Origin of the sequence: Derxia gummosa DSM 723 (assembly GCF_000482785.1) — a bacterium.
GTDB classification, from domain to species: Bacteria; Pseudomonadota; Gammaproteobacteria; order Burkholderiales; family Burkholderiaceae_E; genus Derxia; species Derxia gummosa.
The window spans coordinates 367,297-387,723 of sequence record NZ_KI519499.1 but is presented as its reverse complement, the minus strand read 5'-3'; the positions used below and the strand labels follow the sequence as shown (position 1 = coordinate 387,723).

Genomic DNA, 20,427 nt, shown 5'->3' with positions numbered 1-20,427 from the left:
CGCAGGGGCCAGGCTGCCGCCGGCAGCCGGCGCCGGCGGTCCGAACATGCGAGACACAACATGCCGGGTACCCAAGTCAGCGCGGTCGACATCGTCATCTTCGGAGGCAGCGGCGACCTCACGGCGCGCAAGCTGCTCCCTTCGCTCTACCTCGCCCACCGCGACGGCGCGCTGCCGCCGAAGTTCCGCGTCATCTGCGTGGGCCGCCACCGCTGGGACGACAGCGACTTCCGCGACTTTCTCGACAACCAGGCGCGCCCCTTCATCGAGAAGCAGCATTACAGCGACGAGGCCTGGTCCGCGTTCACGAGCACCGTCATCTGGCGCACGCTCGACGCCACGAAGCCCGAGGACTACGACGAACTCAAGCCGCTGCTCGACGCCGGCTCGGTGCGCGTGTTCTTCCTCGCGATGGCCTCGACGCTGTTCGAGCATGTCATCCGCAACATCGACAGCGCCGGCCTCAACACGCCGCTCACGCGCATCGTTCTCGAAAAGCCGCTCGGCACCGACCTCGCCTCGGCCAAGGCCATCAACACGACGGTTGCAAGCGTTTTCACCGAAAAGCAGATCTACCGGATCGACCACTACCTCGGGAAGGAGACGGTGCAGAACCTGATCGCGCTGCGCTTCGGCAACGCGATCTTCGAGCCGCTGTGGCGCGCGCCGACGGTCAAGAGCGTGCAGATCACCGTGGCCGAAACCGTGGGCGTGGGCTCGCGCGGCGAGTTCTACGACGCCACCGGCGCGATGCGCGACATGATCCAGAACCATCTGCTCCAGGTGCTGTGCATCGTCGCGATGGAACCGCCGGCCTCGCTCGACCCCGACGCGGTGCGCGACGAGAAGATGAAGGTGCTGCGCTCGCTCAAGCCGATGACGCTGGCCGACATCGCGCGCGACACCGTGCGCGGCGTGTACGTGCCGGGCCAGGTCAAGTGCGATCCGGTCAAGGGCTATCACGACGAGAAGGGCATCCCGGCCGACTCGACCACCGAGACCTTCGTCGCGCTGCGCACCGAGGTGAACACCTGGCGCTGGGCCAACGTGCCCTTCTTCCTGCGCACCGGCAAGTCGATGCAGGAGCGTGTGTCGGAGGTCGTCATCGACTTCGCCGACGTGCCGCATTCGATGTTCGGCGGCTCGGTGCTGCGCCACAACCGGCTCGTCATCAGCCTCCAGCGCGACGACTCGGTGCGGCTGCACCTCATGGCGAAGGAGCCGGGCGACGGCATGAACGTGCGCCCGGTGAGTCTGGCCTTCGACTTCAAGACCAGCTTCAACTCGCGCCGCGCCGACGCCTACGAGCGCCTGCTGCTCGACGTGATCCGCGGCCGGCAGACGCTGTTCGTGCGCGACGACGAACTCGAAGCCGCGTGGGCCTGGGCCGAGCCGATCATCGAGGGCTGGAAGAAGCTGGGCGAACGCCCGCGCCCTTATGCGGCCGGTAGCTGGGGGCCGGCCGCCGCCTCCGCCCTGATCGCGCGCGAGGGCGCGCACTGGCACGAGGAGATGTGAGCGGCGCGGCTGGCCCGCGCCGTCGGCGCAGGCGCCAGCCGGTCCCGTGTCTCAGCGGCTCGCGGCCAGCAGCCGCAGCGCCAGTCCGGCGAACACCACGCCGCACAGCCGGTTGAGCGCGACGCGCGCCCGCGCCGAGCGCCGCAGCCAGCCGCCGATCGCGCCCGCCAGCAGCGCGATGCAGCCGAAGCTCAGCAGCGTCGCCGCGATGAAGCAGAGGCCGAACCACGCGACCTGCGCCGCCACCGGCCCCGCCGCCGGCTCGACGAACTGCGGCAGGAAGGCGAGGAAGAACAGCAGCACCTTCGGGTTGGTGAGGTTCATCGTGAAGCCGCGCAGCACCAGGGCGCGCGCGGCGAGCGCGGGCGGCGCGGCATCGTCGAGGTCGCCGGCCGGCGCGCGCAGCGCCTGCCACGCAAGCCAGCCCAGATAGGCCGCGCCCGCGAACTTCAGCACCGTGAACGCCGTGGCCGACGCCGCGAACACCGCCGCCAGCCCGCAGGCCACTGCCGCCGTGTGCGCGCACAGCCCGCAGCACAGCCCCGCCACCACGAGCAGCCCGGCGCGCCGGCCGCGTGCAATCGATTGCATCAGCACGAACAGGTTGTCCGGTCCGGGCGTGAAGCCGAGCACGAGGGCGACGCCGAGGAAGGCGAGGGTGGTCTGGAGCGAAGGCATCGGGCGGCCTGCGGCGGGCGTGGGTAAGGGCAGATTCTAGGCAGCGGAGCGGTCCGGCCGCGAGCCGCCGGGTGCCGTCGCGCGGGCGCGGTCATCCGGGCGCAGCCGCACGGCCTGGCTTACAGCCGCCGGTCCTTCAGCGTGCTCTTCGCGCGCTCCAGATCGGCCGCGACCTGCGGCCCGCGCCGCTGGCTGACCGCGACCGACAGGATGTCGATGACCGTGAGCTGGACGATGCGCGACGACATCGGCGTGTACACATCGGGGTCTTCCTCGGCCTCGGCGGCGATGGCGACCGTCGCATGCTCGGCCACCGGCGAGCCGGGCGGCGCGATCACCACCACGTCGGCGCCGGCGTTGCGCGCGGTCTCGATGCTGTGCATGAGGTCGGCCGTGCGGCCGCTGGTGGAAATGGCCACCACCGCGTCGCCCGGCTTGAGCAGCGCCGCCGCCATGCCGTGCACATGCGGATCGCTGTAGGCCACCGTGGGCACGCCGAGGCGGAAGAACTTGTGCTGCGCGTCCTGGGCCACGATGCCCGAGTTGCCGAGGCCGTAGAACTCGATGCGATGCGCCCTGGCGAGGATGTCGGCCGCCTGGTCGAGCGCGGCGATGTCGAGCAGGGCCGACAGCCGCATCAGCGCCGCGATGTTCTTCTGCGTCACCTTCTGAACCATCGTGTCGGTGCTGTCGTCGGGCGCCACGTCGGCGTGCACGAAGCGCATGCCGCGCACCTGGCTGCGCGCCAGTTCGAGCTTGAATTCCTTGTAGCCCTTGAAGCCCGAGGCAAGGCAGAAGCGGACGATGGTCGGCTGGCTCACGCCAATCGCATGCGCGAGCGCGCCGATCGACATGCTCACGACCGCGTCGCGGTGCTCGACGATGTAGTCGGCCACGCGGATCTCGGCCTTGCTGAATCGCTCGCGCGCCGCCTCGATCGTGGCCATGACATCGGTGGCGCCGGGAGGCAGGGCAACCGGAAATTCGGCATTCAGGCTCATGGCGGCGAAGGTGACGGCAGAAAAGTGGATACTTTACTACCGACTACAAACGCTTCCGGCTCGGAAATGACGGGTGGCGAACCGTTCTGGGCCTGTCCGGCGGCGCGGCGGCTGTAATCGAGTTACCGCGCCGCGCCCGGCGCGGCCTTCACCGTAGGTATCAGACGCTCAGACCGCCTTCAGCACGAAGCGCGTCACCGTCTCCAGCATCTCGCCCGGCGCCAGCCAGTGGCCGCCGACATCGCGCTCGCCGGTGGCGGCGAGGTTCATCCAGTCGGTCACATTGCTCACCGGCTCGAAGCAGAAGAAGTCCTTGCCGGCCGGCACATAGGCGAGCGCGTAGTCGAGCGGCGCCCCGGCCTCGATGCACAAAGCCTGCGCCCGCCCGGGCCAGTCGATGCGCGCCTCGCGCGACCAGCCGGTGAAGTTGTTGTCGAAGGTGATGCCCGGGTAGATGGCCTCGACCTCGATGCCCCGGGGCAGGCGCGCGAGCCAGTTCGGCACCGTCTGCCGCGTGGGCAGCTGGGTGTCGTCGGCCTCCCACATCGTCGCGACGCTGGTCGTCAGGCGCGTGGCGGCGTCGCGCGGGTAGTAGGGATGGTGGCCGAGACCGGCGGGCATCACCTCGCCGTCGAGGTTGCGCAGGCCGAGCGTCACGGTGAGCGCGTCGGGCGCGAGATCGAAGCGCTGCCAGGCCTCGAAGCGCCAGGGCCAGCCGCCGTCGCCGTCATGCGTGAAGGTGATCGTCAGGCTCGCGGCGGCGCGCGCGGTCACGCGCCAGGGCCGGCGCCAGCCGAGGCCGTGCAGCGCATGCGGCACGTCGGCCAGCATCTGCCGCAGGCGCACCGGGCGGGCGGCGGCGTCGCTGCGGCCGTCGCGGATGCGGTTGCAGAAGGGCACGAGCGGAAAGCTGCCCATGCCGAGCGGGTCGGCGGCGACCAGCGCGTCGCGCGTGGCCGGGCGCATCCAGTGCAGCAGGCCGGCGGCGGTCTGGCTGAAGAAGGCCGCGATGCAGCCGCCCACCTCGGGCGTGACCGCGAGCCGCAGCTCGCCGGCGGCGAGGTTGACGCACAGGTCGAGCGCGGCGTCGAAATCGGCGTTGCCGGTGGCGGCGGAGAAGGGCGGTACGGAGTCGTGCATGTCGTCTGGCGGGATGAAAGCGCTTGCGGGTGAGTCGGCGCCTGCCGATTCACTTGATGAAAGCCAGCCCCGGATTCCGGCAAATGCCGGTCATTTGTCGCCAACAGAGGCACAAAACCGCGTCATCCGTGCAAACCCGGGGGTGGGTTCGATTGACGAGGCCAAGTATCGCCGATTTAATGAATCAACTTGATTTAATAAATCGACACTCCCACCGGGAGGAGACGAATGCCACGCGACCGCGTCGGCCAGGGACGCAATTCGGTCCATCTGCGCCGCTTCAACGAACGACTGCTGCTGCAACTGCTGCGCCGCATGGGCGAGGCCTCGAAGGCCGACCTCGCGCGCCGCGCCGACCTCACCAACACGGCGGTCGGCGGCATCATCGATGCGCTCGACATCGATGGCCTCATCGAGTCGGCCGGCCGGCGCGCCGAGGGCGGCCGGGGCCAGCCCGCCGCGCTCATCCGGCTCAAGCCCTCGGGCGCCTACGCCATCGGCGTGCGCCTCGACCGCGACAGCCTGCAAACCGTGCTCATCGACTTCAGCGGCACCGTGCTCGACCGCCGCATGCACAACCTGCTGCTGCCGGCGCCGGCCGAGGCGCTCGACATCATCGAGGCCGACGTGCGCGCCATCCTCGCCGACATGAGCGCCGACGCGCGCGAGCGCCTGACGGGCATCGGCCTGGCCCAGCCCTACAACCTCGGTGCATGGCTGCGCGAACTCGATCTCGGCAGCGCCCACTTCAAGGAATGGGACACGGTCGATTTCGGCGCGCTGCTGTCGGAGCGGCTGGCGCTGCCGGTGTTCAGCGAGAACGACGGCAATGCCGCCGCGATCGCCGAGCTGTTCTACGGCCTCGGCGCGCGGCTCGACGACTTCCTCTACGTCTTCCTCGGCCCGGCGATCGGCGGCGGCGTGGCGGTGGGCGGCGACTGCATGCGCGGCAGCACCGGCAACGCGGCCGACATCGCCGTCATGCCCGTGCCGCCGAGCACGCTCGCGTCGGCGCCCGAGGCGCGCGGGCGCTGGTCGATCCTGATGGCGCGCGCCTCGCTCAACGCGCTGGTGCGGCATCTGCGCTTCCACGGCCTCGTGGCCGACACGCATGCCGAGATCGAGCGCCACATCCGCGACGGCCATCCGGCCGTGGACGAATGGATCGCCGATTGCGTCGATGCGCTCGCGCCGGCGCTGCGCGGCGCGATCTGCCTGCTCGACCTGCCGGTCATCGTCTTCGACTGCGACGTCGATGCCGGCCTGGTCGAGCGTCTGATGCGCGAGCTGGACCACGCGCTGCGCCACGACGCGCCCGAGGCGCGCGACACGCCCGACATCGTGCGCGGCAGCTTCGGCCCCGACGCCGGCGCGATCGGCGCCGCGAGCCTGCCGCTGTTCTTCAACTTCTCGCCGCGCGCCCAGGTCTTGCTGGGTCAGGGCTCGGAGGCCGCATGAGCCAGAACCTTCCCCACGGCGGCTTCACGCATGCGGATGCGCCCGTCGGCCATCACGATCCGCGCCGCAAGCCGATTCTTGAGATGCGCGGCATCAGCAAGTCGTTCAACGGCCAGCGCGTGCTCAAGGACGTGAGCTTCGCCATCTACCCGGGCGAGATCCATTCGCTCATGGGCGAGAACGGCGCCGGCAAGAGCACGCTCATGAAGATCCTGTCGGGCGCCTACATCGCCGACGCGGGCGGCGAGATCCGCATCGACGGCAAGCCGGTGGCCATCGACGGTCCGCAGGCGAGCAAGGCGCTCGGCGTGGCCGTGATCTATCAGGAGCTGAGCCTCTGCCCGAACCTGAGCGTGGCCGAGAACATCTATCTCGGCCGCGAGCCGCGCAGCTTCGGCCAGGTCGATCGCAAGACGATGGAAGCGGGCTGCGCCGACGTGCTGAAGCGCCTGGGCGCCGGCTTCACCGCGCGCACCATCGTGAGCACGCTGTCGATCGCTGAGCGGCAGCTGGTCGAGATCGCGCGGGCGGTTCATGCAAACGCCCGCATCCTCGTGATGGACGAGCCGACCACGCCGCTGTCGTCGCGCGAGACCGATGCGCTGTTCGCGCTGATCCGCCAGCTCAAGGCCGAGGGCCTCGCCATCGTCTACATCAGCCATCGCATGGCCGAGATCTACGAGCTGTCCGACCAGGTGTCGGTACTGCGCGATGGCCAGCATGTGGGCGTGCTCGACCGCCAAGGCCTGTCGGCCGAGACGCTGGTGGCGCTCATGGTCGGCCGCGACATCTCGGGCTTCTACAAGAAGGAGCACGCGGCCTACGACCCGGGCCGCGTGGTGATGAAGGTGCGCGACATGGCCGACGGCCGGCGCGTGCGCGGCTGCGGCTTCGACCTGCATGCGGGCGAGGTGCTCGGCATCGCCGGGCTGGTGGGCGCGGGCCGCACCGAACTCGCGCGCCTCATCTTCGGCGCCGACGGCCGCACCGGCGGCACGGTGGAAGTGGAAGGCAAGACGGTGAGGCTGCGCACGCCGCTCGACGCGCTCGACGCCGGCATCGTCTACCTCACCGAGGACCGCAAGCATCAGGGCCTGTTCCTCGACATGAGCGTGCGCGACAACATCAACGTCTGCGCGGCGCGCATCGACGCGCGCGCCGGCGGCGTGCTCGACCGGCGCAGCGGCATGCGGCGCGCGGCCGAGGCCATCCGCGAACTCAAGATCCGCGTCGCGTCGCCGCAGGTGAATGTCGGCGCGCTGTCGGGCGGCAACCAGCAGAAGGTGCTGCTCGCGCGACTGCTCCAGATGAAGCCGCGCGTGCTGGTGCTCGACGAGCCCACGCGCGGCGTGGACATCGGCGCCAAGAGCGAGATCTACCGCCTTATCAACGACCTGGCGAAGACCGGCGTGGGCATCGTCGTCATCAGTTCCGAGCTGCCGGAAATCCTCGGCACGGCCGACCGCGTGCTGGTGATGCGCGAGGGCGAGATCGTCGGAGAACTGGGCGGCCATACCGGCCGGCCCATGACCCAGGAAGCCATCATCGAATTCGCGACCGGCGCCGCCCAGGCGGACGCGGTGGCGGCCTGAGCAAGCCATGAAGACACGGGAAGACAGGACCATGAACCAAGCCGCCAACCCCACCGCCCCGCTGCCGCCGGGCAATCCCATCCAGGCCCGCGCGCGGGCGCGCCAGTTCATGCGCGCGGCCGGCATGCTGCCGGTGCTCGTGCTGCTCTGCCTCGCCTTCGGCGCGCTGGCCGACGGCTTCATGACGATGCAGAACATCTCGATCGTCGCGCAGCAGGCGTCGATCAACATCGTGCTCGCCGCGGGCATGACCTTCGTGATCCTGACGGGCGGCATCGACCTGTCGGTCGGCTCCATCCTCGCGGCGGCGGCCGTCATCGCGATGCTGGTGTCGCAGGTGCCGGGCATGGGCTTCGTGGCGGTGCTCGCGGGCCTGGCGTCGGGCCTCGCGCTCGGCCTCGTCAACGGCTCGCTGATCGCCTTCGTCAAGCTGCCGCCCTTCATCGTGACGCTGGGCGCGCTCACCGCGATGCGCGGCCTCGCGCGCCTGCTCGGCGACGACAAGACCATCTTCAACGCCGACCTGCCGTTCGCCTTCATCGGCAACGAGTCGCTGCTGGGCGTGCCCTGGCTGGTGGTGATCGCGCTGGCGGTGGTGGCGCTGAGCTGGTTCATCCTGCGCCGCACGGTGCTGGGCGTGCAGATCTACGCGGTCGGCGGCAACCCCGAGGCGGCGCGGCTGTCGGGCATCAAGGTGTGGAAGGTGCTGCTGTTCGTGTACGCGGTGTCGGGCGCGCTGTCGGGCTTGGGCGCGGTGATGACCTCGGCGCGGCTGTTCGCGGCCAACGGGCTGCAGCTCGGCCAGTCGTATGAGCTGGACGCGATCGCGGCGGTGATCCTGGGCGGCACGAGCTTCGTCGGCGGCGTGGGCTCGATCCTCGGCACGCTGATCGGCGCGCTCATCATCGCGGTGCTCGGCAACGGCCTGATCCTGCTCGGCGTGTCGGACATCTGGCAGTACATCATCAAGGGCGTCGTCATCATCGGCGCCGTGCTGCTCGACCGCTATCGCCAGTCGGGGGCGCGTACCTGAGGCCCGGCCGGGCGGGCGCGCAGCGGCGCTGACCGCCGCAGGCGCCGGCCTCCTCGCCAGCGCGTTCCACCACCGACTCCGCCGGCCTTCGCGCCGGCCGGTACCACCGCGATGCAAAGGCTTGCAAGCCGCGCATCGGCGGAGGACGCCCGAGTTGCGTCCGCCTGCCGCGCAAGTCGCCGGCAGGCCTGAGCGGCCCCTGCGCCGCGCGGCCCTCGCGGCCACCGTTTCTCTCTCAGGGCAGCAAAAGCCGTCTCTCCTCCAACAAGACAACCGGCCCTGATCGCCGCGCGGACACTGGTCGGCCGCGCGGCACGCCCCAAGCCCAAGACCAGCATCGGAGACAACACAATGAAGTCCACCCGCATCGTCGCCGCGCTCGCGCTGGCCCTCGCCACGGCGGCCGCCGGCTCTGTCCAGGCCCGTGAACTCAAGTCGATCGGCATCACCGTCGGCTCGCTCGGCAACCCCTATTTCGTGACGATGGCCAAGGGCGCCGAGGCGCGCGCCAAGGCGATCAATCCGGGCGTCAAGGTCACGGCCGTGTCGGCCGACTACGACCTGAACAAGCAGTTCACCCAGATCGACAACTTCATCTCGGCCGGCGTGGACCTGATCCTGCTGAACGCCGCCGACCCGAAGGCGATCGAGCCGGCCGTCAAGAAGGCGCAGAAGGCCGGCATCGCCGTGGTGGCGGTGGACGTGGTGGCCGCCGGCGCCGACGCGACCGTGCAGACGGACAACGTCGCGGCCGGCAAGCTCGCGTGCAAGTACATCGTCGACAAGCTTGGCGCCAAGGGCGGCAACGTCATCATCCAGAACGGCCCGCAGGTGTCGGCGGTAATCGACCGCGTCAACGGCTGCAAGGCCGAGCTGGCCAAGGCGCCGTCGCTCAAGGTGCTGTCCGACGACCAGGACGGCAAGGGCTCGCGCGAAGGCGGCATGAACGTGGCGCAGGGCCATCTCACGCGCTTCCCGAAGGTGGATGCGATCTTCACGATCAACGATCCGCAGGCCATCGGCACCGACCTGGCCGCGAAGCAGCTCGGCCGCAAGGGCATCGTCATCACCTCGGTGGACGGCGCGCCCGACATCGAGGTCGCGCTCAAGGGCAACACCCAGGTGGAAGCCTCGGCCAGCCAGGACCCGTGGGCCCAGGCCCAGCGCGCGGTCGAGATCGGCGCCGACCTGCTCAACGGCAAGAAGCCGCCCGAGACCGTCATCCAGCTCGCGCCCCAGCTCATCACGCGCGACAACGTCGCCGGCTACAAGGGCTGGGCCTCGCGCTGACCGGCGCGGCGCGAATCTCCCTCACTCGAACCACAAGAAGCGATCCATGTTCCTCGTCTGCGGTGAAGCCCTTTTCGACGTGTTCGTGCAGCCGGGCGCCAAGCGCGTGATGCACCTCGAAGCGCATCCGGGCGGCTCGCCCTTCAACGTCGCGATCGGCCTCGCGCGGCTCGGCCAGCCGGTCGGCCTGCTGGCGGGCATCGCCGACGACTTCCTCGGCCGGCGCCTCGCGCAGGTGCTGGAAGAGGAGGGCGTGAGCACGGCGAGCCTGGTGCCGCTGGACGCGCCGAGCACGCTGGCCTTCATCCAGACCGCGGCCGACGGCCAGCCCGTCTATGCCTTCTACGGCAATGGCGCGGCCGACCGCCTGCTCACGCCCGACCGCCTGCCGCCGCTCGACCCGGCGGTGCGCGCGATCCACCTCGGCTCCTATGCCTCGGTGGTGCGCCCGGTCGCCGACGCCTACGCGGCGCTGGCGGCGCGGGAGCGCGGACGCTGCGTCATCAGCTACGACCCGAACGTGCGGCTCAACGTCGAGCCGTCGAAGGAGGCGTGGCGCGCAAAGGTGGACGAGCTCACGGCGATCGCGCATGTGGTGAAGATCAGCGACGAGGACATCGGCCTGCTCTACGGCGACATTGAGCCCGCTGCGCTCGCCCTGCAATGGCTTGCACGCGGCGTGAAGCTGGTGATCGTCACGCGCGGCGCCGAGGGCGCGGCGGCCTGGACCGAGGGCGTGCATGCCGAGGTACCGGGCGTGAAGGTGGATGTGATCGACACCGTCGGGGCCGGCGACACCTTCCAGGCCGCGACGCTCGACTGGCTCGCGCGCCAGGGCCGACTGACGCCCGAGGCGATCGGCCGGCTCGATGCGCCGGCGCTGGCGGCGCTGCTCGGTCACGCCGCGCGCGCGGCCGCCATCACCTGCTCGCGGCGCGGCGCCGACCTGGCCCGCGCGAGCGAACTGGCGTACTGACGCGCGCCGCGCGGGCGGCCCCGGCCACACCGGCCCGGCGGCCGTCGGCGTGATGCGGGCCGGCCGGCATTCACGCCGGCCCCCTGACGCCCGATGCCGGAGCGGTTCCGGCCCGGGCGCGAACCCGAAGCACTTTTTCAACATGCCCGACGGGGCATGCGGGGGCGCTCGCGCCCGCCGATCGGGAAACCCGTCAATCGACCGTGTCGCCGGCCGTCAGGGGCGGGCGCGCGGGCCATCCATCCGGACCACCGGGCAGACCAGCACGTCTGCCCGCAAGGGACGGGACAACGCCGCAGGAGACAAACCATGACCACCATCCACCGCCTCAAGCCGCTCGCAGCGGCCCTCGCCCTCGCCGGCCTGCCGCTCGTCGCGGCGGCCCAGACCTCGCCCGTGCCGCTCGAATTCGGCGGCTACATCCGCTCGGGCGCCGGCACCGCCAGCAAGGGCGGCGAGCAGGTCTGCTTCCAGCTGCCGGGCGCGGCGGCCAAGTACCGTCTCGGCAACGAATGCGAGACCTACGGCGAGCTCGTGTTCAACGCCCAGCTCTACAAGGCGCCCGACAGCGACCTGACCTTCAAGCTCAACACCATGACCTCGCTGAAGGTCGCCAACAGCGAGTTCGACAGCGGCAACACCACCACCGCCCTGCCGCAGGCCTGGGTGCAGGCGCTCAACATCGGCACCGGCGCGTTCAGCAAGGCGAGCCTGTGGGCAGGACGGCGCTACTACCAGCGCCAGGACGTGCACATCAACGACTTCTTCTACTGGAACAACTCGGGCAACGGCGGCGGCATCGAGGGCATCGACCTGGGCTTCGGCCAGCTCAGCTATGCGATCCGCCGCAGCTCGGGCGATGTGGTGACCGGCAGCTCGACGCAGTTCGTGCTCGACCCGAACACCGGCGCGATCGTGCCGACGGCGGTGCCGACCACGGCGCGCAGCTCGGTGCTCGGCCACGACTTCCGCCTGTCGGGCATCGACGTGAATCCGGACGGCAAGCTCACGCTCGGCATCGACCTGCGCACCAGCAACACGACCGAAGCCGCCAAGGCCGCCGGCGTGAAGGGCGCGAACGGCCAGTTCTTCAACATCTCGCACCAGCAGAACGGGCTGTTCGGCGAGCCGAAGAGCTACAACCGGCTGGTGCTGCAATACGGCCGGGGCGTGGTGTCGAACCTGTCGGCGCTCGCGCCCGACCTGAGCGCGAGCAGCGGCGACAAGAGCTGGCGCGTGGTCGAGCAGGTGCTGATCGAGCCGGAAAGCGGCCCGTGGAACGGCATGGCGACCGCCGTGTACGAGAACCGCGAGAACAGGCAGAAGTGGTTCTCGCTCGGCGCGCGGCCGGTGTATCACTTCAACCAGTACTGGAGCCTCGCGGTGGAAGCGGGCCATGACCAGGTCACGCCCGAGGGCGGCGAGACGCGCCGGCTCGACAAGCTGACGATCGCGCCGCAGATCTCGGCCGGCCGCTACTTCAACTCGCGGCCCTCGCTGCGGCTGTTCTACACGTATGCGAAGTGGAACGAGGCGGCGCAGAAGGCTGCCGTCGCGGGCGACACGCTGTCGGCCACCGGCGCCTTCGGCATGGCGCGCAGCGGCTCCACCTTCGGCGTGCAAGCCGAGACTTGGTGGTGAGGCCCGGCCGGCCCGCCGCGCGCGGTGCCGGCATCAGCCGATGCCGTCGAGATCGTCGAGCGTGAGCACGATGGCGTCGCCGTGGCCGGCGGCGTCGAAGCGCTGGCGCGCGGCGGTCTCGATGCGGTCGGTATGGCGCTCGTAGGCCTGGTCGAGATCGGAGAACTCCGCCCCTTCGAGCGCGATGAGCGTCTCGCGCTCGATGAGGTAGGTCACGCGCTTGCCGCTGGCGTCGCGCAGCCGCAGCCAGAGCCAGTGTTCGTGCAGCGGGCCGGAGCGTTCCACGCGCAGTGATTCCACGTCGGAGATGAGGAGTTGTGAGTCGGCGGATGCTCACACTGACCGGCGCAAACTGGCCTGGGTGGATGAAAAGGTCCGTCGTGACCGGGTCTCGGTGCGGGATCGGCGGCGCGCGCGATGCCCGGAGATACCGCCTCATGCCCTGCCGATGCCTGGCTATGTCGGCGCCGGTCGTTCGAGGCGGGGCCGGCGGGCTGACGCCGACGCAGCCGATCGGTTAGCGTCCGGGCGTCCTGTTCCGTCGGAGTCGCCGCTTGCCTGCCCAGCCCCGCCTAGCCCTGTTGATCGACGCCACGCGTCTGGCCGTGCCGGATGCCGTCGGCGGCACGCTCGCCGCGCTCGCGGCCCATGGCCGCGTGACGGTGCGCCTTGCCTTCGCCGACTGGCGCCAACCCATGCCGGCTGGCTGGGACGCGGCATTGCAGGCCGGCGCGGTCCAGGCGGCGCAGGTCGGCGCCGCCGGCCGGATCGCCGCGCTGGCCGTCGCGGCGATGGACCTGCTGCATGCGGGAGCGCTTGACGGCGTCTGCTTCCTGCCCGGTGACGCGGCGCTGCTCCCGCTTGCGCAACGCCTGCGCGCCGCCGGGCTGACGGTGATCGGCGCCGGCGCCGACGCGGCCTTCGCGCCGGCATGCGACGAGCGGCTGCCGCTGCCGCCGTCCTGTGTCGCCGCCGGAGTGCTTGCCGCCGGGTCGGATGCGGCCGATGCCGGCACCGGCACCGGCATCGCCGCCTGCGCCCCGGCCAACGTCGCGCCGATCTCCCGCTCCGACCCACCCCCCGGGCTTCCTCCGGTCCGCCCCGCGCCCCGGCTCGCGCCGCCGCCCTTTCCGTCGGCCCCGCAATCGGCCGCCGAACTCGCGGCCGATGCCCGGCTGCTGCCGATGCTGCGCGAGGCGATGGCCGCCTGCGCCGTCGAGGACGGCTGGGCCTGGCTCGGCGCGGTGAGCCAGCGTCTGCGCAAGCTGGAACCCGACTTCGACCCGCGCCGACACGGCTACGCAAAGCTCACCGAGCTGGTCGAGGCCGCCGGCTGCTTCGAGCTGGGCCGGCGCGGCGGGGGCTGGCATGCGCGGCCGGCGGCCGTCGGCGTGCCGGGCGGCGCCGACGGAAGTGCCGCGACCGGCCACGGAGCCGAGATCGGCGCGAAGGAAGTCGCCGCGACCGGCACAAACGAAGGGCGCGCGCCATGAACCTGCGCCATGCGCTCGCGCTGGCGGCCTGGCTGTTCGGCGCGGGCCTCGCCCAGGCGGCGCCGAACTGCGCGCTGCCCGCCGCCGCCGACCTGCGTCCGGGCAAGGACATCGCGCCCGACACCGACGCCAACCGCTGCCTGCGCCGCATCGTCGATCGCCGGCCCGACTACTACATGCTCGTGCTGTCGTGGTCGCCCGGCTTCTGCGACGGCATCCGGCGTCGCAACGGCGGGAGCCTGCCGGCCGGGCTCGACTTCCAGTGCGGCGGGCGCAACCGCTTCGGCTGGATCGTGCACGGCCTGTGGGGTCAGTCGCTCGCGCCCGACGACTGCACGACCGAGCGCGGCGACCGCCAGCCGCTGCATCCGCGCTGGTGCGGCGGCGACCTGCCGCCGCTGCCGCCGACCACGTTCGCGGGCTTCATGTGCACTCAGCCCGGCGCCGACCTGCTCCAGGGCGAATGGGAAAAGCACGGCGCCTGCGGCTTCGCCGACGCGACCGCGTATTTCACGAAGACGAAGGCGCTCTACAACGCGCTGGTGCTGCCCGACGCGCCGCTGCGGCCGCCGGAGATCTTTCGCTGGATGCGCGAGACGAACCCGGCGCTGCGCGGCGTGCGCATGGGCTGGTCGGGCGGATCGGGGGAGTTGCAGGTCTGTTACTCGACTGCCTGGAAGCCGATCGATTGCCCGGACGCCGGGCGGCGTCAGTCGCGGCGCTGAGCGGGCCGCCGGCGCGCCGTTTGGGGGAGCGGCGCCTCCGGAGTCAGCGCCGGGCTTGCCGCGTGCCGGCCATGTGCGGCCGGCATCGCGGTTTCAGCCCGCCGCCTTCGTCGCCGCAGCCGCCAGCGCCGTGATCGCCGCCCAGTCGCCGGCCTTGACCAGCGCCGGCGGCGTGAGCCAGGTGCCGCCCACGATCGGCACGTTGGGCAGCGCGAGATAGTCGGCCAGCGTCTCGGCGGTGACGCCGCCGGTCGGGCAGAACTTCATCTCGCCGAACACCGAGCCATAGGCCTTGAGCGCCGTGATGCCGCCCGCGAGATTGGCCGGGAAGAGCTTGACGAAGCCGAAGCCTTCCTCCATCGCCGCGATGATTTCCGAGGCCGTCTGCGTGCCCGGGATCAGCGGCAGACCGGTGAAGCGCGCCGCCTGCGCGAGCGCGGGCGTGAGGCCCGGCGACACGGCGAACACGCCGCCCGCATCCCGCACGTGGCGGAAATGTTCCGGCCGCGTGAGCGTGCCCGCCCCCACGACCATGCCCGGCACCGCCTTGGCCACGCGCTCGATCGCGATGATGCCCGCGGGCGTGCGCAGCGTGATCTCGATCGCGTCGATGCCGCCGGCGAGCAGGGCTTCGGCGAGCGGCACGGCGGCTTCGGCGTCGTCGATCACGACGACGGGCATGACCTTGGTCTTGAAGGCGGGCAGGGCGTTCATGTGGTGCTCTCCGGTTTGTCGGTGGTGGTGCCGGTACGGGCGCCGCCGGGGGCGGCGCTGTCGGACGGGCGGGTGATGACGGGGACGGCCGCGCTCGCCTGGAGCGAATCGGTGGCGAGCTTCTTGGCACGGGCGAGTTCGCGGCGGCGGCCGACGCGGTGACGGCAGGGATGGCGCATGGTGTTGGCTTCTTTTTCGTTCGGTGGAGGGCGGCGACGGTGATGCCGCGCCGGTGCGTGACAGGCTGCGCCTTCCTGGGGCGCTTACATCACGCTTGCGAACGGCGTGCCAGAGGCGGTCCGCTCACAGCAGCGGCGACGCCCCTTCCTCGGCGGTGCGCGCGTTGCGGCGGAACAGCCCGAACAGCTCGCGGCCGGTGCCGTATTCATTGCCCGACAGATCGGTCGCGGGCACGGTGCGCGCCGCGAATTCCTCGTCGGCCACCAGCGCCTTGAGCGTGCCGGCCTCGGCGTCCAGCTCCACCAGATCGCCGTCGCGCAGCTTGCCGATCGGTCCGCCCGCGAGCGCCTCGGGGCTCACATGGATGGCCGCCGGCACCTTGCCCGACGCACCCGACATGCGGCCGTCGGTCACGAGCGCCACCTTGTAGCCCTCGTCCTGGAGCACGCCGAGGATGGGCGTGAGCTTGTGCAGCTCGGGCATGCCGTTGGCGTGCGGCCCCTGGAAGCGCACCACGGCCACGAAGTCGCGGCGCAGTTCGTCGCGCTTGAAGGCGGCGATCACGTCGTCCTGATGGTCGAACACGATCGCGGGCGCGACCACCTTGCGGTGCTCGGGCTTGACGGCGGAAATCTTGATGACCGAGCGGCCGAGGTTGCCCTCCAGCAGCTTGAGGCCGCCATCGGCGCTGAAAGCGCTTGCAACCGGGCGCAGCACGTTCTCGTCGGCCGACTTCTCGGGTGCCGGAATCCAGTGCAGCTTGCCGCCCGCGAGCGAGGGCTCGGCGGCGTAATGGCGCAGGCCCTCGCCGGCGACGGTCTTCACGTCCTCATGCAGCAGGCCGGCGTCGAGCAGTTCGCGCACCAGGAAGCCGATGCCGCCGGCGGCATGGAAATGGTTCACGTCGGCCTTGCCGTTGGGATAGACCTTGGCCAGCAGCGGCACGACGCCCGACAGTTCGCTGAAGTCGCTCCAGTCGATGAGCACGCCGGCCGCCCGCGCCATCGCGACGATGTGCATCGTGTGGTTGGTCGAGCCGCCCGTGGCGAGCAGGCCGACGATGGCGTTGACGATGCTCTTCTCGCTCACGACCTCGCCGATCGGCGTGTAGTGCTCGCCGGTGCTCACGAGTTGCAGCACGCGGCGCGCTGCCTCGGCGGTGAGGGCGTCGCGCAGCTCGGTGTGCGGGTTGACGAAGGCGGCGCTGGGCAGGTGCAGGCCCATGACTTCCATGAGCATCTGGTTGCTGTTGGCCGTGCCGTAGAAGGTGCAGGTGCCTTCGCCGTGGTAGGCCTTGCTCTCGGCCTCCAGCAGCGCGTCGCGGCCGACCTCGCCCTTGGCGTAGAGCTGGCGGATCTTGGCCTTCTCGTCGTTGGCGAGGCCCGAGGTCATCGGGCCGCCGGGCACGAAGATGGTGGGCAGATGGCCGAACTGGAGCGCGCCCATCACGAGGCCGGGCACGATCTTGTCGCAGATGCCGAGGCACAGCGTCGCGTCGAACACGTCATGCGACAGCGCCACGGCGGTCGCCATCGCGATCACGTCGCGCGAGAACAGCGACAGCTCCATGCCCGCCATGCCCTGCGTCACGCCGTCGCACATCGCCGGCACGCCGCCCGCGAACTGGGCCACGCCGCCGGCTTCAGCCGCCGCCTGCTTGAGGATGGCCGGGAAGCTCTCGTAAGGCTTGTGGGCCGAGAGCATGTCGTTGTAGGCCGAGACGATCGCGATGTTGGGCTTGCGCTGTTCGCGCAGCACCAGCTTCTCGTTGCCGGGCATGCCGGCGAAGGCGTGCGCGAGGTTGGTGCAGGACATGCCGTTGCGCGTCGGGCCGGCCTTGCGCGCCTTGGCGATGTGGTCGAGATAGCGGCCGCGCGATTCCTCGCTGCGGGCCTGGATGCGCGCCGTGACGGCGGCGAGGGTGGGGTGCGGCATGGCTTCGGCCTCTCGGCAAAATCGGTGGATGCGAATGTAGTAGTTTTTCTACAAACGCTCAAGGCGAGGATTCTCGGGGGAGCCGGGCGTGTCGCGGGCGGCGTCGCCGAGGATGTGCTCGCGGCCGGCGTCGGGCTTGCGTCTCGTCGGGACCGGCTGGCCGGGGAGCGGCGCCGGGGACGCTGGCTATCATCGGCCGGCCTCGCGGCAGTCGTTGCCGCTTACCAAACGGGAATTTCCTTGCAGACCATCCGATTCGAGCTGACGGGCGAGTACGTCGAGCTGTGCAACCTGCTCAAGCTGGCCGGCGTGGCGGGCAGCGGCGGCCAGGGCAAGCAGCTGGTGGCCGACGGCGAGGTGCTTGTCGATGGCGCGCCCGAGAGCCGCAAGACGGCGAAGATCCGCGTCGGTCAGGTAGTGGAATGCCTGGGCGCGCGCATCCGCGTTGTGGAGGCGCAGTGATGGCCGATACCGATGCCCGCCTCACCGAGCTGGAGATCAAGGCCGGTTTCGCCGACGACCTGCTCGACACGCTGAGCAAGACCGTCTGGCGCCAGCAGCGCGAGATCGACGCGCTGCGCAAGGAGCTGATCGAGCTGCGCCGTCAGGTCGGTTCGATCGCGCCCGGCGACCGGGGCACGCCGGCCGACGAGATTCCGCCGCATTGGTGAGCGGCGCGGCCGGGCCGGTCGGCGCGCTCATTGCGAAAGGATGAGGATCGGAATTACCACCAGGGCAATGCCGAGGTAGAGCAGTCCGTCGGCGACGACGGTCACCGGCGTCAGCGCCACCTTCATCGCGGTGCTCCCGATGCCGTCGGCTTCTTCCACAAACACCGAGTACCCCTTCGACAGCTTGTAGCTGTTGTTCGCGGGCAGCGCGCCACGCGCGGCGAAGCGCTCGCCCTTCAGTTTCAGCCGCAGAAGCAGGGCATTGGGTCCGTCCGGCTCGAAGCCGATGGTCAGCGCCTCTTGTCTGGCGCTCGGGCCGGCGTACGGCAGCAGGAGTTCCAGCGAGCCCGTGATGGTGTTATCGGATTCGACCCTGAAGGTCCGGAACGAGGCCTGGACCCGGGTGTGCAGATCGCTGCCGAGCAAGTGCACGAGGGACGGCGGCGCGTCGAAGATGTAGTGATGGTTCTTGCCGATGACCACGAGCTTCGACTGATCCTGGCTGATGAGCACCGCGTCGATGAACTCGATGTACCGCTCGCGGTTCTGTTGCATTCGCCGGGTGAGGCAGCCGCCGAGCTGGCTGCCGCCGAGGGCCATGCCGGTCATGAGGAAGGCGCGTCGGCGCATCTTGGATATCTCCGCGAGTTCTTGCTGGTTGAGGTATTGCCCGCGCCGGATCAGGCCGCCCGACCGGCGGGGCGCGCGGATGATGGCCAGGAGGCGGCGCGGCGCCGGCCCGTCGGACATTTCCGGGTAGGCGATCGGTAACCAATGGCGCATTCCCCGGCGGGAGACGCGCGCCGTCGGGAAGATGGCGCGGTGCCCAGTCACCGGAGAAAAGCCCATGCCCACCCGCCACATCGCCGTCCTCGTCGGCAGCCCGCGCAAGGCCTCGCTCAACCGCAAGCTCGCGCTGGCGCTCGCCGGTCTCGCGCCCGAATCGCTCAAGCTCGGCATCGTCGAGATCACCGGCCTGCCGTTCTACAACGAGGAAATCGAGGCCGAGGCGCCCGCGCCGTGGACCGCCTTCCGCGAGCAGGTCGCGGCGTCGGACGGCGTGCTGTTCGTGACGCCCGAATACAACCGCTCGGTGCCGGCGCTGCTCAAGAACGCGGTGGACGTGGGCTCGCGGCCCTACGGCAAGAGCTGCCTCACGGGCAAGCCGGCGGCGGTCATCAGCCTGTCGCCGGGCGCGATCGGCGGCTTCGGCGCCAACCACCATCTGCGGCAGTCGCTCATGTGCCTGGACGTGCCGGTGATGGCGGGGCCGGAGGCCTATCTCGGCAACGGCGGCAGCCTGTTCGATGAGCAGGGCGGCATCGCGGTGCCGGGAACGAAGGACTTTCTCGGCAAGTTCATCGGCGCGTATGCGAAGTGGGTCGAGACGATTCTTGCCGGGCGGGGATGAGGCGCTTCACGCGGCAGCTTCACCGTCGCTGCCGCGTCGCCCGCATTGATGGTGGAGTGCGAGCGGCGATGAAGTTTAGGAGAGGCGCCCCGTGCCGGCACCCGCACTGGCACGGCGCCGCAATCGACGCATGAAGGCCAGTGCCGACAGGCCAGCCGCCGACAAATAACCCGCGCCGGCCTCGGGCACTGGCGATATTTCCCTTCCGCCACTTATCCAGAGCGATACGCCCATCGCGACAGCGACGTTTTCGGCAGTCGTTCCGGTATTGGTATGCCGGTAATCCAGCCATTGCTCGTAATGGCCGAAATCATTGAAGACAAGGCCGGCGTAATCCGGGCTCGAGCCGGATTTGTCATCTACGGTATCGATGCCGCCGCTTACATTTCGCCAACTGTCTCCTACCGCGCCGACGATCCAGTTGTCGAAGATGATTCGGCCCTGGATATTGAGCGTGGCGCCCGGTTGAAGAATGAATTCATTGAACGCCGTCGTCGTGACGATAGTCCCCGTATAGGAGTCGGTCATGGCGTTGGCGGAAATGACCCCCAGGTAGCCAGCCATCGGGTCGTTGAGCACATAACCCAGGCTTGTGACGTCAGCCACTCGGGGCGGATATCCGAGAATGACGTCCCGGGTCATGAAGCCATAAGTCGGGGTTGAAAGATGTACCCAAATCTCGCCATCGCCGAAATATCGCTGGATCGAATTCCAGATGCTCCATTCATCGGTTCCCACCGCAGCGCTTCGCGATTGATCGGCGTGAATGAATGTTGCGCTGATATCGTTGATTGCAACTCTGGCGCCGGGTTGGGCGGCGCTGACTGTGGCTGGCGCTGCCAGCAGTATTCCGATGGAAATGGCAAATGACAGGGATTTCATTTCGGGTCTCCGGTAAAGGTCCGGGATCCGTAATGCGCCACCTTTCTGCTTGCTTTCTGACGATCAACCGACTGAAACATCAGAGTGTG

General features: G+C 70.0%; 21 protein-coding genes. 12 read left to right on the top strand and 9 right to left on the bottom strand.

Annotated features, from left to right (window positions below; all coding sequences use genetic code 11):
• Positions 1-60 precede the first annotated feature (60 nt).
• On the top strand, positions 61-1,518 hold the full coding sequence (zwf, locus tag H566_RS0119150) for a glucose-6-phosphate dehydrogenase (RefSeq protein WP_028312706.1): 1,458 nt from the start codon (positions 61-63) through the stop codon (positions 1,516-1,518).
• Between the two features lie 51 nt (positions 1,519-1,569).
• On the opposite strand, the gene H566_RS0119145 is transcribed toward zwf, so the two are convergent.
• The 3 genes from H566_RS0119145 to H566_RS26385 all read right to left on the bottom strand — a co-directional run bounded on the left by H566_RS0119145 (position 1,570) and on the right by H566_RS26385 (position 4,337).
• The gene (locus H566_RS0119145) at positions 1,570-2,196 is read right to left on the bottom strand and encodes a LysE family translocator (protein ID WP_028312705.1); all 627 of its coding nucleotides are present in this window, start codon (positions 2,194-2,196) and stop codon (positions 1,570-1,572) included.
• A 119-nt stretch (positions 2,197-2,315) separates the two neighbouring features.
• Positions 2,316-3,197: a MurR/RpiR family transcriptional regulator gene (locus tag H566_RS0119140; RefSeq protein WP_084545289.1), complete on the bottom strand. Its 882-nt coding sequence runs from the start codon at positions 3,195-3,197 to the stop codon at positions 2,316-2,318.
• Between the two features lie 168 nt (positions 3,198-3,365).
• The gene (locus H566_RS26385) at positions 3,366-4,337 is read right to left on the bottom strand and encodes an aldose 1-epimerase (RefSeq protein ID WP_051379007.1); all 972 of its coding nucleotides are present in this window, start codon (positions 4,335-4,337) and stop codon (positions 3,366-3,368) included.
• A 228-nt stretch (positions 4,338-4,565) separates the two neighbouring features.
• Between H566_RS26385 and H566_RS0119130 the strand changes: the two genes are divergently transcribed.
• From H566_RS0119130 to H566_RS0119105, 6 genes are all read left to right on the top strand, one after another.
• Positions 4,566-5,795 (top strand): ROK family protein, encoded by a 1,230-nt coding sequence (locus H566_RS0119130; RefSeq protein WP_028312703.1) that lies wholly within the window; start codon positions 4,566-4,568, stop codon positions 5,793-5,795.
• Positions 5,796-5,878: 83 nt separating this feature from the next.
• Positions 5,879-7,387, top strand: coding sequence for a sugar ABC transporter ATP-binding protein (locus tag H566_RS0119125; RefSeq protein ID WP_034412493.1), 1,509 nt, complete (start codon positions 5,879-5,881; stop codon positions 7,385-7,387).
• Positions 7,388-7,418: 31 nt separating this feature from the next.
• Positions 7,419-8,420 (top strand): ABC transporter permease subunit, encoded by a 1,002-nt coding sequence (locus tag H566_RS0119120; protein WP_245591407.1) that lies wholly within the window; start codon positions 7,419-7,421, stop codon positions 8,418-8,420.
• Between the two features lie 351 nt (positions 8,421-8,771).
• On the top strand, positions 8,772-9,710 hold the full coding sequence (locus H566_RS0119115; RefSeq protein ID WP_028312700.1) for an ABC transporter substrate-binding protein: 939 nt from the start codon (positions 8,772-8,774) through the stop codon (positions 9,708-9,710).
• A 46-nt stretch (positions 9,711-9,756) separates the two neighbouring features.
• Complete coding sequence (locus H566_RS0119110; protein WP_028312699.1) at positions 9,757-10,686, top strand: carbohydrate kinase family protein; 930 nt, start codon at positions 9,757-9,759, stop codon at positions 10,684-10,686.
• Positions 10,687-10,995: 309 nt separating this feature from the next.
• On the top strand, positions 10,996-12,327 hold the full coding sequence (locus H566_RS0119105) for a maltoporin (RefSeq protein WP_028312698.1): 1,332 nt from the start codon (positions 10,996-10,998) through the stop codon (positions 12,325-12,327).
• A 33-nt stretch (positions 12,328-12,360) separates the two neighbouring features.
• Here H566_RS0119105 and H566_RS0119100 read toward each other — a convergent pair whose 3' ends face one another.
• On the bottom strand, positions 12,361-12,612 hold the full coding sequence (locus H566_RS0119100) for a DUF1488 family protein (RefSeq protein WP_169732559.1): 252 nt from the start codon (positions 12,610-12,612) through the stop codon (positions 12,361-12,363).
• A 269-nt stretch (positions 12,613-12,881) separates the two neighbouring features.
• On the opposite strand from H566_RS0119100, the gene H566_RS0119095 reads away from it, so the two are divergent.
• Together H566_RS0119095 and H566_RS26380 are read left to right on the top strand one after the other, a co-directional pair.
• Complete coding sequence (locus H566_RS0119095; RefSeq protein WP_084545286.1) at positions 12,882-13,820, top strand: NYN domain-containing protein; 939 nt, start codon at positions 12,882-12,884, stop codon at positions 13,818-13,820.
• The gene (locus H566_RS26380; RefSeq protein ID WP_051379006.1) at positions 13,817-14,545 is read left to right on the top strand and encodes a ribonuclease T2 family protein; all 729 of its coding nucleotides are present in this window, start codon (positions 13,817-13,819) and stop codon (positions 14,543-14,545) included. The genes H566_RS0119095 and H566_RS26380 overlap by 4 nt, the downstream gene beginning before the upstream one ends.
• A 93-nt stretch (positions 14,546-14,638) precedes the next feature.
• On the opposite strand, the gene eda is transcribed toward H566_RS26380, so the two are convergent.
• The 3 genes from eda to edd form a co-directional block, all read right to left on the bottom strand.
• Positions 14,639-15,259 (bottom strand): bifunctional 4-hydroxy-2-oxoglutarate aldolase/2-dehydro-3-deoxy-phosphogluconate aldolase, encoded by a 621-nt coding sequence (gene eda, locus H566_RS0119085; protein ID WP_028312695.1) that lies wholly within the window; start codon positions 15,257-15,259, stop codon positions 14,639-14,641.
• On the bottom strand, positions 15,256-15,438 hold the full coding sequence (locus tag H566_RS0119080) for a hypothetical protein (protein ID WP_028312694.1): 183 nt from the start codon (positions 15,436-15,438) through the stop codon (positions 15,256-15,258). The genes eda and H566_RS0119080 overlap by 4 nt, the downstream gene beginning before the upstream one ends.
• A gap of 124 nt (positions 15,439-15,562) precedes the next feature.
• On the bottom strand, positions 15,563-17,374 hold the full coding sequence (gene edd / locus H566_RS0119075; protein ID WP_028312693.1) for a phosphogluconate dehydratase: 1,812 nt from the start codon (positions 17,372-17,374) through the stop codon (positions 15,563-15,565).
• A gap of 240 nt (positions 17,375-17,614) precedes the next feature.
• Between edd and H566_RS0119070 the strand changes: the two genes are divergently transcribed.
• Together H566_RS0119070 and H566_RS0119065 are read left to right on the top strand one after the other, a co-directional pair.
• On the top strand, positions 17,615-17,836 hold the full coding sequence (locus tag H566_RS0119070) for an RNA-binding S4 domain-containing protein (RefSeq protein WP_028312692.1): 222 nt from the start codon (positions 17,615-17,617) through the stop codon (positions 17,834-17,836).
• Complete coding sequence (locus H566_RS0119065) at positions 17,836-18,045, top strand: SlyX family protein (protein WP_028312691.1); 210 nt, start codon at positions 17,836-17,838, stop codon at positions 18,043-18,045. Before H566_RS0119070 ends, H566_RS0119065 begins: the two co-directional genes overlap by 1 nt.
• 27 nt (positions 18,046-18,072) lie before the next feature.
• On the opposite strand, the gene H566_RS0119060 is transcribed toward H566_RS0119065, so the two are convergent.
• The gene (locus tag H566_RS0119060; protein ID WP_156924500.1) at positions 18,073-18,894 is read right to left on the bottom strand and encodes a hypothetical protein; all 822 of its coding nucleotides are present in this window, start codon (positions 18,892-18,894) and stop codon (positions 18,073-18,075) included.
• Here H566_RS0119060 and H566_RS0119055 point away from each other — a divergent pair.
• Positions 18,893-19,456 carry an NADPH-dependent FMN reductase gene (locus tag H566_RS0119055; RefSeq protein WP_028312689.1) on the top strand — a complete coding sequence of 188 codons (564 nt, stop codon included), beginning with the start codon at positions 18,893-18,895 and terminating at the stop codon, positions 19,454-19,456. The genes H566_RS0119060 and H566_RS0119055 overlap by 2 nt on opposite strands.
• Positions 19,457-19,531: 75 nt before the next feature.
• Here H566_RS0119055 and H566_RS0119050 read toward each other — a convergent pair whose 3' ends face one another.
• Positions 19,532-20,338, bottom strand: a complete 807-nt coding sequence (locus H566_RS0119050) for a hypothetical protein (RefSeq protein ID WP_156924499.1) — start codon at positions 20,336-20,338, stop codon at positions 19,532-19,534.
• Positions 20,339-20,427: the final 89 nt, after the last annotated feature.